Raw genomic sequence first — 12765 nt, forward strand, 5'->3', positions numbered from 1 at the left:
GGGATTTTCACGAATTGTGCGAGTAGAATGCCGATTCCGTATTTGTATTACCTATTAATGTTTATCTGATGAAAACAGACACTCCCTCTTTTGAAGCACAGCAGATTGTGCGTTTACGGCGCAGGGATCAGATTCGCCGACTTCTTGATCGTGATAAAACGCCGCTGGCGATCCTCTTTATGGCCGCTGTGGTCGGAACGGTAACGGGGCTTGTCGGTGTCGCTTTTGAGAAAGCCGTCACCTGGGTACAGAACCAGCGTATTGGCGCACTGGCGCAGGTCGCCGATCATGACATTTTGCTGTGGCCGCTGGCGTTTATTCTTTCGGCGTTGCTGGCCATGGTGGGGTATTTTCTGGTGCGTAAATTTGCGCCGGAAGCCGGAGGCTCGGGTATCCCGGAAATCGAAGGGGCGCTGGAGGAGTTGCGTCCGGTGCGCTGGTGGCGCGTATTGCCGGTTAAATTTATCGGCGGCATGGGAACCCTCGGCGCCGGTATGGTGCTTGGGCGAGAAGGGCCGACGGTACAAATCGGCGGTAATATCGGGCGCATGGTGCTGGATATTTTCCGTATGCGTAGTGCTGAAGCGCGACATACCCTGCTTGCAACGGGTGCGGCAGCCGGTCTGTCAGCCGCTTTTAATGCACCTTTGGCGGGGATTCTGTTCATTCTTGAAGAGATGCGACCACAGTTTCGCTATAACCTGGTGTCGATTAAAGCCGTCTTCACCGGCGTTATCATGTCGAGCATTGTGTTCCGTATTTTCAACGGCGAAGCGCCTATTATTGAGGTGGGGAAACTCTCCAATGCCCCGGTGAATACGCTGTGGCTGTATCTTGTCCTCGGGATTATTTTTGGCTGTGTCGGACCGTTGTTCAATACGATGGTGTTGCGGACTCAGGACATGTTTCAGCGGTTTCACGGCGGTGAAATCAAAAAATGGGTACTGATGGGCGGTGTTATCGGCGGCCTGTGCGGGCTCCTCGGCTTAATAAAGCCGGAAGCGGCAGGCGGTGGATTTAACCTGATCCCAATCGCTGCGGCTGGAAACTTTAGCGTCGGCATACTGCTGTTTATTTTTATTGCCCGGGTCATCACCACACTGTTGTGTTTCTCATCGGGCGCGCCTGGCGGGATATTCGCGCCAATGTTGGCGTTGGGGACATTACTCGGGACGGCGTTTGGCATGGCCGCTGCGGCCTCTTTCCCTCAGTATCATCTTGAAGCCGGGACATTTGCCATTGCCGGCATGGGGGCGCTATTGGCGGCTTCGGTACGCGCACCCTTAACAGGGATTGTCCTGGTACTGGAAATGACCGATAACTATCAGCTCATTTTGCCAATGATTATTACCTGTCTTGGCGCAACACTATTAGCCCAATTTGTGGGCGGAAAGCCGCTATACTCGACTATCCTTGCACGTACACTGGCAAAACAGGAAGCGGAGCAGGCGGCGAAAAGCCAGAGTACCGCCGCTGGCGAGAATACTTGAACGAAATACCAGGGTATTAGATAATGGCCCAAAATATTGGGTTGAAATTTACCCAATTGCCGATGTCGTTTGGAGCAAAACATGAGTGATGACGTAGCGCTGCCACTGCAATTTACAGAAGCAGCAGCCAATAAAGTAAAAAGCCTGATCGCTGACGAAGATAACCCAAATCTGAAATTACGCGTGTATATCACCGGCGGTGGTTGCAGCGGTTTCCAGTATGGTTTCACCTTTGATGACCAGGTGAACGAAGGCGATATGACCATTGAAAAGCAAGGCGTTGGCCTTGTGGTTGATCCGATGAGCCTGCAATATCTGGTGGGTGGTTCGGTTGACTATACGGAAGGTCTGGAAGGTTCTCGCTTTGTTGTGACGAACCCGAATGCCAAAAGCACCTGCGGGTGTGGCTCTTCCTTTAGCATCTGATTGCTGTCTGCAATATCGGTGGTCTGATTTCGCAGGCCCGGTAAGCGTTGCGCTGCCGGGCAATGTGCCGGATGGCGGCGAAAACGCCTCATCCGGCCTGCTTATTCAGCGTCGCCGTATCATCGTCCATTATCATCCAGCGCAAACGTCGGCAATTTTAAATGCCAGCGAATGGCAGCAAGCCGAATGAGCAGGGTGACGACCATCCCCATCATACTGGCGTGTTCCAACGGTACTGAAAACGTATAAAACGCCGTAGCGTGGACAATCCCACCGATAATACATGCTGTAGCGTAGATTTCTGTCCGCAAAATCATGGGGACTTCACGTGCTAACACGTCGCGGATGATGCCGCCGCCGACGCCAGTGATCACGCCCATACAAATGGCGACCAGCGGTCCGGTTCCGGCGAGAAAGGCCTTATTAACGCCAATGCCAACGAATACCGCCAGGCCTACCGCATCCAGAACCGGAAGAACCCACCGGGGCAATCGTCTTGGCTGGCGGATCAGTAAGATCGTGAGCATGCTGGTGATCATCGCCACCACCAGGTCCGTGGGATCTTTAACCCAGAACACGGGGCCGTGATCCAGTGCCATATCGCGGATCGTGCCGCCACCTACGGCAGTCACAACGCCGAGAACCAGAACCCCGAAAGGGTCCATACGCAATTTCCCGGCCAGTAATACGCCAGAGATAGCAAATACCGCAGTGCCGACAATATCCAGCCAATAGACGAGCATTTTTAAATCCTCACAACAGACCTGGTGGGGGCAGGCGCTAATTTATCTGTGAAAGCGCATTACAGAGTTGTTTTGCGGCGAGGATAATACGCGGGCTCGCGCGTTCGAACCAGTCACTATTAAGTGTAATAATGGGTATTTTTAGCTGGTTTCCCCAGTATTGCTCGATTTTAAGATGTTCGGCTGAATCTCCGGTGGCAACGATAGCCTGAGGAGCCCTTGCCAGAACCTGTTCACGGCTGACCTGTGGCCACGGAACCCGACTGCCTGCAAAGATGTTTTCTCCGCCACAGACCTCAAGAACCTGGTGTTGAATGGAACCTTTTCCACTGGTGAATAATGGATTTGCGCCAAACTGCAGGAACACGCGTTTTTTCGGTTTGTCGGCATACTGAGATTTTAGTAAAGCATATTCATCCAGCAAGTTTTGCGCGGCCTGTTTTGCCTGCTCTGGTTTGGGACTCGAGGCTGCCAGTTGGCGCAGTGCGTCGGCGACCTGCTCAATGGTGACCGCATCCACCCAAATGACCTTTATGCCCAGGGCGGTCAGTTGATTAACCTGTCGTTCGGCATTGCCTCCACGCCAGGCGATGACCAGATCGGGTTTGAGCGCCACGATGCGCTCCAGATTCATGCCTTGCCAGGTTGAGACCTCTTCAATGTTTTTGGCCTCGGGCGGGTAGTTTGAATAGCTGCTGACGCCAACAGGCGTAATGCCGGCGGCAAAGGCAAGTTCGGTGTTAGCAGGAGAAAGTGAAACAACGCGCGGTGCGGCGCAAAGCCACACCGGGAGAGTGATAAGCAGGGCGGCCAGCGCCCTGGGCAGTAATTTAGCCATGCGCCAGTTTCTGTACCAGCGTTTCAACCATCAGGCTCGACTGTTTCGCGGCAACTACCAGGAATTCGTCAAAGCTGAGATGGGACTGCTGATCGGCAACATCAGAGATGGCGCGAACCACCACGAACGGGACGTTAAAGTTATAGCAAACGTGCGCAATCGCTGTGGCTTCCATTTCAACGGCAATCGCCTGCGGGAAGTTATGCTTAATTTTTGCCAGACCCACCGAGCCATTAATGAAGGCGTCGCCGCTGACAATCAGCCCACGCACGGCGTTCAGGTTGAGTTCTGCGATGCAGGATTCCGCTGCAGTGATCAGCGTCGGGTCGGCTTTAAAACCTGCCGGGCAACCCGGAAGCTGACCAAACTCATAGCCAAACGCGGTTACGTCGGCATCGTGATAACGTGCTTCGTCAGAAACCACGATATCGCCGACCTTCAGTGTCGGCGCCAGGCCGCCTGCGGAACCGGTATTAATGATGGCATCCGGTTTACAGCGTTCGAGCAGCAGCGTTGCACCCAGTGCAGCAGCGACTTTACCGATACCTGATTTCAGTAGCGCAACCTCAATACCGTTCAGTTGGCCGGTGTAAATTTCACAACCGCCGAGGGAGAGAGTCTGACGGTTTTCGATTTTGTCACGCAGCAGCGTAACTTCTTCTTCCATTGCACCAATGATGCCGATTTTCATAGATTTACTCGCGATAAGCCAGATTTGAGGGCATAGTCTATCATGCGCTTAAGGGGTAGCGCATTTCTCAGGCGGGAGAGGACATGGCACAGATCGATTTCCGAAAAAAAATAAACTGGCATCGTCGTTACCGTTCGCCGCAGGGCGTGAAGTCTGAGCATGAGATCCTGCGAATTTTTGAAAGCGATCGTGGGCGTATTATCAATTCTCCGGCAATCCGCCGACTGCAGCAAAAAACGCAGGTCTTTCCGCTGGAACGTAACGCGGCAGTGCGTACTCGTCTGACGCACTCAATGGAAGTACAACAGGTTGGGCGCTATATCGCAAAAGAGATCCTCAGCCGACTGAAAGAGCAAAAGCTGCTGGAGCAATACGGTCTGGATGAACTGACCGGGCCTTTTGAAAGCGTTGTCGAAATGTCCTGTCTGATGCATGACATCGGTAATCCGCCGTTTGGCCATTTTGGCGAAGCAGCGATTAATGACTGGTTTCGACAGCGACTTTTTCCTGCCGATGCGGAAAGCCAGCCCTTAAGTGATGACCGCTGTCTGGTCTCTGCGCTCCGTTTGCGTGAAGGCGAGGAATCGCTGAATGGCCTGCGCCGTAAGGTGCGCCAGGATTTATGCCATTTTGAAGGCAATGCGCAAGGGATCCGCCTGGTGCATACGTTGATGCGGATGAACCTGACCTGGGCGCAGGTTGGGGGTATTTTAAAATATACACGCCCGGCATGGTGGCGTGGCGATACGCCCGCGACGCATAACTATTTAATGAAGAAGCCGGGCTATTATCTTTCCGAGGAACCGTATATTGAGCGTCTGCGTAAAGAATTATCATTAGCGCCTTACAGTCGTTTTCCATTAACGTGGATTATGGAGGCGGCCGATGATATCTCTTATTGTGTCGCTGACCTGGAAGATGCCGTTGAGAAAAGAATCTTCAGCGTTGAACAGCTTTATCACCATTTGTATGAGGCGTGGGGCCATCACGAAAAAGGTTCGCTGTTTAGTCAGGTTGTTGAAAACGCCTGGGATAAATCGCGAGCAAATACATTAAGCCGTAGCACGGAAGATCAGTTTTTTATGTATTTACGCGTGAATACGCTGAATAAACTGGTGCCTTATGCTGCTCAGCGTTTTATTGATAACCTGGCGCAAATTTTTGACGGGAGTTTTAATCACGCGCTACTTGAAGATGCCAGTAGCTTCAGCCAGTTGCTCGGCGTTTATAAAAATGTTGCGGTGAAACATGTGTTTAGCCATCCAGATGTAGAACAACTGGAATTGCAAGGCTACCGGGTCATTAGCGGATTGCTGGAAATCTATCAGCCGTTGTTAAAAATGACGTTATCAGATTTTTCTGCATTGGTTGAGAATGAAAGATTAAAACACTTTCCTATTGAATCGCGATTATTCCAGAAACTTTCAACTCGCCATCGTCTTGCTTACGTTGAGGCGGTCAGTAAAATATCGCCGGATGCCGTCGAATACCCGGTGTTTGAATATTATTATCGCTGTCGCCTGATCCAGGATTATATCAGCGGCATGACGGACCTGTATGCCTGGGATGAATACAGGCGGTTGATGGCGGTAGAACAATAAGCAGGCTTTTGTAAAGACGGACAATAAATTTTTACTTTTTCCTGAAACTTTATTCTGGAACTTCGCGCTATAAAACGACTCTGACGTACACAGCAATTTTGCGTTACCTGTTAATAGAGATCGAAACACATGAAAAAAACCACATTAGCAATGAGTGCACTGGCTCTGAGTTTAGGATTGGCGTTGTCCCCCCTGTCAGCAACGGCGGCTGAGACAGCGTCTTCAGCAGTGACGGCCCAGCAGATGCCAAGCCTGGCCCCGATGCTCGAAAAAGTGATGCCATCGGTGGTGAGTATTAATGTTGAGGGGAGCACGACGGTAAACACGCCGCGTATGCCGCGTAATTTCCAGCAGTTCTTCGGTGATAACTCGCCGTTCTGCCAGGACGGTTCTCCGTTCCAGAGTTCACCTTTCTGCCAGGGCGGTGCGCCGGGCGCGGGTAACGGCGGCGGGCAGCAGCAGAAATTTATGGCGCTGGGTTCCGGCGTCATCATTGATGCAGCAAAAGGCTATGTCGTGACCAACAACCACGTGGTGGATAACGCCACGGTGATTAAGGTTCAACTGAGCGACGGGCGTAAATTTGATGCCAAGATCGTCGGCAAAGATCCGCGCTCTGATATCGCGCTGATCCAGATTCAGGATCCGAAGAACCTGACGGCAATTAAGCTGGCCGATTCCGATGCGCTGCGCGTGGGTGATTACACTGTCGCCATTGGTAACCCGTTTGGTCTCGGGGAAACAGTGACGTCTGGTATCGTTTCTGCGCTGGGTCGTAGCGGCCTGAATGCGGAAAACTACGAAAACTTTATCCAGACCGATGCCGCGATTAACCGGGGTAACTCCGGTGGCGCGCTGGTCAACCTGAACGGTGAGCTGATCGGGATTAACACCGCGATCCTGGCGCCAGACGGCGGTAACATCGGTATCGGCTTTGCGATCCCAAGTAACATGGTGAAAAACCTGACCTCGCAAATGGTTGAGTTTGGCCAGGTGAAACGCGGTGAGTTGGGCATTATGGGGACTGAACTCAGCTCTGAACTGGCGAAAGCCATGAAAGTTGATGCTCAGCGTGGCGCGTTCGTCAGCCAGGTCATGCCAAACTCATCTGCAGCGAAAGCCGGTATCAAAGCCGGTGATGTGATCACTTCGCTGAACGGTAAACCGATCAGTAGCTTTGCCGCGCTGCGTGCGCAGGTGGGCACGATGCCGGTAGGCAGCAAAATCAGTCTTGGTCTGCTGCGTGACGGTAAACCGGTCACCGTGAACCTGGAACTGCAGCAGAGCAGCCAGACTCAGGTTGACTCAAGCTCTATCTTCACCGGCATTGAAGGTGCGGACATGAGCAACAAAGGCCAGGATAAAGGTGTCGTGGTTAGCGATGTGAAACCAAACACGCCAGCGGCGCAGATTGGCCTGAAGAAAGGGGATGTGATTATCGGTGCGAACCAGCAACCGGTGAAAAACATTGCGGAACTGCGCAAAATCCTCGACAGCAAGCCTTCTGTTCTGGCGCTGAATATTCAGCGTGGTGATAGTTCCATCTATCTGCTGATGCAGTAATCCTCTCGAATCCCTCCCTATACCGGGGAGGGATTTCTTTTTGTGACCCCCACCACAACTCCATACTTCTCTGTTCTGCTTTGTGCGTTTGCACAATGTCGCTGCGTATGATCTTCCTTATGCTTGAGCTCTGCTCACAGGAGGGTTTATGGCTGGCTGGCATCTTGATACCAAAATGGCGCAGGATATCGTGGCACGCACGATGCGCATCATTGATACCAATATCAACGTAATGGATGCCCGTGGGCGGATCATTGGCAGTGGCGATCGTGAGCGTATTGGTGAATTGCACGAAGGTGCGCTGCTGGTACTTTCACAGGGTCGGGTGGTGGATATCGACGATGCGGTTGCGCGGCATTTGCATGGTGTGCGCCAGGGGATCAACCTGCCGTTGCGCCTGGAAGGTGAGATTGTCGGGGTGATTGGTTTAACCGGCGAGCCAGAGCATCTGCGTAAGTACGGCGAGTTGGTATGCATGACCGCTGAAATGATGCTCGAACAGTCGCGGTTGATGCATCTGCTGGCGCAAGACAGCCGCCTGCGTGAAGAGCTGGTGATGAACCTGATTCAGGCAGAGGAAAATACCCCGGCGCTGGTGGAATGGGCCCAGCGTTTAGGCATTGATTTAAATCAGCCGCGCGTCGTGGCGGTTGTTGAAGTGGATAGCGGGCAGCTTGGTGTTGACAGTGCCATGGCGGAGCTTCAGCAGTTACAGAGCGCGTTGACCACGCCTGAACGCAATAACCTGATTGCGATAGTGTCGTTAACAGAAATGGTGGTGCTGAAGCCCGCGCTCAATCAGTTTGGCCGCTGGGATGCAGAAGACCATCGCAAGCGTGTGGAGCAGCTTATCGCCCGGATGAAAGAAAACGGACAGCTGCGTTTTCGGGTCTCTTTGGGTAACTATTTTACCGGACCAGGCAGTATCGCCCGTTCCTATCGCACCGCGCGTACGACGATGATGGTTGGGAAGCAACGTATGCCGGAAAGTCGCAGTTACTTCTATCAGGATTTGATGTTGCCAGTGCTGTTGGACAGTCTGCGTGGTGGCTGGCAGGCCAATGAGCTGGCGCGTCCTCTGGTAAAACTAAAAGCAATGGATAACAACGGGTTATTGCGCCGGACGTTGGCGGCGTGGTTTCGCCATAACGTACAGCCGCTGGCGACCTCAAAAGCATTGTTTATTCATCGCAATACGCTGGAGTATCGTCTGAACCGTATTTCTGAACTGACTGGTCTGGATTTGGGGAATTTTGACGACAGGTTGTTGTTGTACGTGGCACTGCAGCTGGACGAGCAGCGGTAAGCTGCAAAAAAATGCCGGGGGGCGGTTTTGCCTTACCCGGCTTGTGAACCGATTCTGAAGATTATTTGCGGGTGAGTTTTTCCAGATCGGCTTCAATTTCGCTGATCTTGTTGGTCACGACGCTTTCCAGGTGACGTAAATCATCAAGGATCTTGCGTTTAAGATCGACTTCACTGCGATCGCGCTGGCAGATCTGATCCAGTTCGTCGATCACATAGCGCAGGTTCGGACTGATCTCCTGCACTTCTTTGTAACCCTGGCCGACGCCATCGGCGACAACCGTTTTACGCTGGCGGGGATATTTGAACTTCACGCTCTTGGCAAAAAACTCGCCTTTATCCTTCTGGAAATAGATTTTCAGGATATCGTTATTGGCTTCTTGCCGCAGGCTGTAACGATCGATCTCTTCAGGATTAGTAATGCCCAGACTTTTCAGATTGTCATACATAGCGGTACCCTTAAGCTCACTATAACCATTGAATAATTAACGAAAAGCCTTGTTTGCGCCACTCGCAGATGTAAAAAAAGCGGGCTAAGCCCGCTTTTTCAAATCAGGGTTAGTCGATGGTACGTAACAGCTCGTTGATACCGACTTTGCCACGCGTTTTGGCGTCAACTTTCTTCACGATGACTGCGCAGTACAGGCTGTACTTACCGTCTTTCGATGGCAGGTTGCCGGAAACCACAACGGAGCCAGCCGGGACGCGACCATAATGGACTTCGCCCGTTTCGCGATCATAAATACGTGTACTCTGACCGATATAGACGCCCATAGAAATCACGGAGCCTTCTTCGACAATCACGCCTTCTACCACTTCAGAACGCGCGCCAATGAAGCAGTTGTCTTCAATGATGGTTGGGTTAGCCTGTAATGGCTCCAGTACGCCACCGATGCCAACACCGCCGGACAGGTGTACGTTTTTACCGATCTGCGCGCAGGAACCCACGGTCGCCCAGGTATCGACCATTGTACCTTCATCAACATAAGCGCCGATGTTCACGTAAGAGGGCATCAGCACTGTGTTACGGGCGATAAACGCACCCTGACGCACGGCTGCTGGCGGAACCACGCGGAAACCTTCTTTCTGAAAACGCGCTTCGTCGTAGTTGGCGAATTTCATCGGGACTTTATCGAAGTAGCGACTTTCCGCACCATCGATAACCTGGTTATCGTTAATACGAAAAGAGAGCAGTACCGCTTTTTTCAGCCACTGATGCGTGACCCACTGACCCTCAATCTTTTCTGCGACGCGCAGTGCACCGGAATCCAGCAGAGAAATAACCTGATTAACCGCTTCACGGGTTACGGTATCCACATTTGCCGGAGTAATGTCGGCACGGCGCTCGAAAGCGGACTCAATAACGTTCTGTAACTGCTGCATTGTTAAACTCTTTCCATATAGATAAAAAACATCACCCTTTATCGTTTGGATTGAGGGCTTCTGTCAACCGTTGATGCACTTCCTGCTGCAGCTCATTATTAAGGGCACGCCGGTCGGCTGTCGCGATTATGAATAAATCTTCTACTCGCTCGCCAATGGTTGTAATTCGGGCGCCATGCAGCGAAATTCCCAGATCGGCAAAGATCTGCCCAACCCGCGCCAGCAGCCCCGGCTGGTCGAGTGCGATAAGCTCAAGGAATGATTTTCGGTCGGTATGGGTCGGCAGAAAGGTGACCTCGGTATCGACGGTAAAGTGACGTAATTTTGCCGGCTGGCGACGGGGTTGCGGCGGCTGCCAGCTGCGTTGGGTAATGGCTTGTTCCAGCCCAAAACGGATCGCCTCATGCCGGTCTGACGACAGCGGGCTGCCATCCGGTTCCAGCACGATAAACGTATCCATCGCCATCCCGTCACGGGTGGTAAAAATTTGCGCATCGTGAACGCTAAGATTACGACGGTCCAGCTCGGCACAAACGGCAGCGAACAGATAAGGGCGGTCAGGACTCCAGATAAAAATCTCCGTTCCCCCGCGTGTTGCCTGTGGGCTGAGGAGAATCAAAGGATGACTCAGGTCATGCTGGAGCAGATGGCGCGCGTGCCAGGCTAACTGGTTTGGACTGTGGCGCACAAAATAGTTGGCGCGACAGCGCGACCAGATATGGTGCAGCGCTTCTTCATCAATATTATCCATACGCAACAACGCCAGCGCCTGAAGTTGATGATGACGCACGCGCTCGCGCATATCGGGCGTGTTTTGCATCCCACGACGCAACTGTTTTTCAGTGGCGAAGTACAGTTCGCGTAGCAGGCTTTGCTTCCAACTGTTCCACAACGTTTCGTTGGTGGCGCAAATATCAGCGACGGTCAGGCAGACAAGGAAACGCAGACGGTGTTCTGTTTGCACTTCTTCGGCGAATTGCTTGATAACCTCTGGATCCTGAATATCACGGCGCTGAGCGGTTACCGACATCAGCAGATGCTGGCGGACCAGCCAGACAACCAGTTGCGTTTCGCGAGAGTTCAGACCGTGCAATTCGGCGAACTTGAGCACGTCCTGGGCGCCAAGAATCGAGTGGTCGCCGCCGCGGCCTTTGGCGATATCGTGAAACAGGGCGGCAATCAGAATCAGTTCCGGTTGTCGCAGCCGCGGCCAGAGATCCACACACAGCGGATGACGCTGACGGGTCTCTTCCTTGGCAAAACTTTCCAGTTTCAGCATGACGCGAATAGTGTGCTCATCGACCGTATAGGCATGAAACAGGTCAAACTGCATTTGACCGACAATGTGCGACCACTGAGGCATATAAGCCCACAAAACGCTGTGGCGATGCATTGGCAGCAAACCACGACTCACCGCGCCCGGATGGCGTAACATACTGAGAAACAACGAACGCGCTTCCGGGATGTAGCACAGCGGCTGCGTTAAATGGCGGCGGGCATGACGTAAATGGCGAAGCGTTGTGGAATAAATACCGGTGATCGCGCTGTTACGCACCATCGTGTAAAACATTCGCAGAATCGCTTCGGGTTCACGGATAAACAGATCGTCGTTACGCAGATCGATCAGCGTCCCGCGCAGCTGAAAGTCGTCATCGATAGGGCGCGGCTTTTCATCGGCAGGCATGGCGAGGATCGCCTCGTCAAACAGCTGCAGCAGCATATGGTTCAGCTCACTCACCCGACGCGTAACCCGGAAATAGTCTTTCATCATCCGCTCGATTGGCTCGTTACCTTCGCCGCCGTAATGGAGTCGTTGAGCGACGCTGAGCTGACGATCAAACAGCAGACGGTTATCGTAGCGACTCACTTCCAGATGCAGTGCGAAGCGAATGCGCCAGAGGATGTGCAGACACTCGTTGAGCTCGGCGCGCTCTGCCAGCGTCAAAAAGCCGAAGCCAACCATCTCATCCAGCGAGGTGGCACCAAAATGGCGGCGGGCGACCCATTGCAGGGTATGGATATCGCGCAGGCCGCCGGGGCTGCTTTTGATGTCCGGCTCCAGATTGTAGCTGGTGCCATGATAGCGCTGGTGGCGTTGATTTTGTTCTTCCACTTTGGCGGCATAAAACTTATCGGACGGCCAAAAACCTTCGCTAAAAATATGCTTTTGCAGTTCCAGGAACAGTGCGACGTCGCCAATCAGCAGACGCGTTTCAATCAGGTTGGTGGCGACGGTTAAATCTGACAAGCCTTCCAGCAAACACTCTTCCAGCGTGCGCACGCTGTGCCCGACCTCCAGTCGCACGTCCCACAGCAGCGTTAATAGCTCGCCGACTTTCTCGGCCTGGGCGTCCGGCAATTTTTTGCGGCTCAGAATCAGCAGGTCAATATCCGAAAGCGGATGCAGTTCACCGCGCCCATAGCCGCCGACGGCAACCAACGCCAGATCGCCAATCTGGCTGAAACCGGCTTCAATCCACAGCCGTTGCAGTAGCTGGTCGATAAACTCTGTGCGGGCTTCAATTAACTGTTCAGCCGAAATACCGCTGTCAAAAGCTTCACCCAACCAGTGCTGGAAAGTATCGATATGCGCTTTAATGCCGGTACAGTTGAGATCGTTCTGCGGCCAGGTTCCCGGGTTTTGCGGTTGGCCGGGCAGGGTGGGGAGGGCAGTATTTGCGTGCTGTTCAGGAAGAGTATTCATTGTGCGCCACCCATAAAAAAG

At 52.8% G+C, this 12765-nt stretch carries 12 protein-coding genes; 6 read left to right on the forward strand and 6 right to left on the reverse strand.

The genetic code is table 11. From position 1 onward, the window contains the following. Positions 1-68: 68 nt before the first annotated feature. The 3 genes from clcA to erpA are packed head-to-tail and all read left to right on the forward strand — an operon-like array spanning position 69 to position 1916. Positions 69-1490 (forward strand): H(+)/Cl(-) exchange transporter ClcA, encoded by a 1422-nt coding sequence (gene clcA / locus N7268_RS09320; protein WP_260862639.1) that lies wholly within the window; start codon positions 69-71, stop codon positions 1488-1490. Between the two features lie 23 nt (positions 1491-1513). After that, entirely contained in the window at positions 1514-1579 is a 66-nt protein-coding gene (yadW, locus tag N7268_RS25180; protein ID WP_409929195.1) for a small protein YadW, read from the forward strand. Beyond that, positions 1572-1916, forward strand: a complete 345-nt coding sequence (gene erpA / locus N7268_RS09325; RefSeq protein ID WP_012904541.1) for an iron-sulfur cluster insertion protein ErpA — start codon at positions 1572-1574, stop codon at positions 1914-1916. Before yadW ends, erpA begins: the two co-directional genes overlap by 8 nt. 119 nt (positions 1917-2035) lie before the next feature. Here the strand turns inward: erpA and N7268_RS09330 are convergent, their stop codons facing one another. The 3 genes from N7268_RS09330 to mtnN are packed head-to-tail and all read right to left on the reverse strand — an operon-like array spanning position 2036 to position 4188. Further along, complete coding sequence (locus N7268_RS09330; RefSeq protein ID WP_198906411.1) at positions 2036-2659, reverse strand: TRIC cation channel family protein; 624 nt, start codon at positions 2657-2659, stop codon at positions 2036-2038. A gap of 37 nt (positions 2660-2696) precedes the next feature. Continuing rightward, on the reverse strand, positions 2697-3497 hold the full coding sequence (gene btuF / locus N7268_RS09335) for a vitamin B12 ABC transporter substrate-binding protein BtuF (RefSeq protein WP_260862642.1): 801 nt from the start codon (positions 3495-3497) through the stop codon (positions 2697-2699). After that, positions 3490-4188 carry a 5'-methylthioadenosine/S-adenosylhomocysteine nucleosidase gene (gene mtnN, locus N7268_RS09340; RefSeq protein WP_260862643.1) on the reverse strand — a complete coding sequence of 233 codons (699 nt, stop codon included), beginning with the start codon at positions 4186-4188 and terminating at the stop codon, positions 3490-3492. The genes btuF and mtnN overlap by 8 nt, the downstream gene beginning before the upstream one ends. 83 nt (positions 4189-4271) lie before the next feature. On the opposite strand from mtnN, the gene dgt reads away from it, so the two are divergent. The 3 genes from dgt (at position 4272) to cdaR (ending at position 8658) form a co-directional block, all read left to right on the forward strand. Next, a complete protein-coding gene (dgt, locus tag N7268_RS09345) occupies positions 4272-5789 on the forward strand; it encodes a dGTPase (RefSeq protein ID WP_260862645.1) in 1518 nt (505 codons plus the stop codon). Between the two features lie 129 nt (positions 5790-5918). Next, the gene (gene degP / locus N7268_RS09350) at positions 5919-7352 is read left to right on the forward strand and encodes a serine endoprotease DegP (protein ID WP_198906407.1); all 1434 of its coding nucleotides are present in this window, start codon (positions 5919-5921) and stop codon (positions 7350-7352) included. Between the two features lie 148 nt (positions 7353-7500). Continuing rightward, positions 7501-8658, forward strand: coding sequence for a DNA-binding transcriptional regulator CdaR (gene cdaR / locus N7268_RS09355; protein ID WP_260862646.1), 1158 nt, complete (start codon positions 7501-7503; stop codon positions 8656-8658). A 61-nt stretch (positions 8659-8719) separates the two neighbouring features. Here cdaR and N7268_RS09360 read toward each other — a convergent pair whose 3' ends face one another. From N7268_RS09360 to glnD, 3 genes are all read right to left on the reverse strand, one after another. Next, positions 8720-9106 carry a DUF3461 family protein gene (locus tag N7268_RS09360; RefSeq protein WP_003018562.1) on the reverse strand — a complete coding sequence of 129 codons (387 nt, stop codon included), beginning with the start codon at positions 9104-9106 and terminating at the stop codon, positions 8720-8722. 109 nt (positions 9107-9215) lie between these two features. Beyond that, a complete protein-coding gene (dapD, locus tag N7268_RS09365; RefSeq protein ID WP_198906405.1) occupies positions 9216-10040 on the reverse strand; it encodes a 2,3,4,5-tetrahydropyridine-2,6-dicarboxylate N-succinyltransferase in 825 nt (274 codons plus the stop codon). A gap of 31 nt (positions 10041-10071) precedes the next feature. Continuing rightward, a complete protein-coding gene (gene glnD, locus N7268_RS09370) occupies positions 10072-12744 on the reverse strand; it encodes a bifunctional uridylyltransferase/uridylyl-removing protein GlnD (protein ID WP_260862648.1) in 2673 nt (890 codons plus the stop codon). Positions 12745-12765 lie beyond the last annotated feature (21 nt).

It is taken from the genome of Citrobacter sp. Marseille-Q6884 (assembly GCF_945906775.1).
Classification (GTDB): Bacteria; Pseudomonadota; Gammaproteobacteria; order Enterobacterales; family Enterobacteriaceae; genus Citrobacter.

Excerpts from the sequence above, each read along its gene's own strand:
- clcA (WP_260862639.1), top strand. The coding sequence starts at position 69 with ATGAAAACAGACACTCCCTCTTTTGAAGCACAGCAGATTGTGCGTTTA.
- erpA (WP_012904541.1), top strand. The coding sequence starts at position 1,572 with ATGAGTGATGACGTAGCGCTGCCACTGCAATTTACAGAAGCAGCAGCC.
- N7268_RS09330 (WP_198906411.1), bottom strand. The coding sequence starts at position 2,659 with ATGCTCGTCTATTGGCTGGATATTGTCGGCACTGCGGTATTTGCTATC.
- btuF (WP_260862642.1), bottom strand. The coding sequence starts at position 3,497 with ATGGCTAAATTACTGCCCAGGGCGCTGGCCGCCCTGCTTATCACTCTC.
- mtnN (WP_260862643.1), bottom strand. The coding sequence starts at position 4,188 with ATGAAAATCGGCATCATTGGTGCAATGGAAGAAGAAGTTACGCTGCTG.
- dgt (WP_260862645.1), top strand. The coding sequence starts at position 4,272 with ATGGCACAGATCGATTTCCGAAAAAAAATAAACTGGCATCGTCGTTAC.
- degP (WP_198906407.1), top strand. The coding sequence starts at position 5,919 with ATGAAAAAAACCACATTAGCAATGAGTGCACTGGCTCTGAGTTTAGGA.
- cdaR (WP_260862646.1), top strand. The coding sequence starts at position 7,501 with ATGGCTGGCTGGCATCTTGATACCAAAATGGCGCAGGATATCGTGGCA.
- N7268_RS09360 (WP_003018562.1), bottom strand. The coding sequence starts at position 9,106 with ATGTATGACAATCTGAAAAGTCTGGGCATTACTAATCCTGAAGAGATC.
- dapD (WP_198906405.1), bottom strand. The coding sequence starts at position 10,040 with ATGCAGCAGTTACAGAACGTTATTGAGTCCGCTTTCGAGCGCCGTGCC.
- glnD (WP_260862648.1), bottom strand. The coding sequence starts at position 12,744 with ATGAATACTCTTCCTGAACAGCACGCAAATACTGCCCTCCCCACCCTG.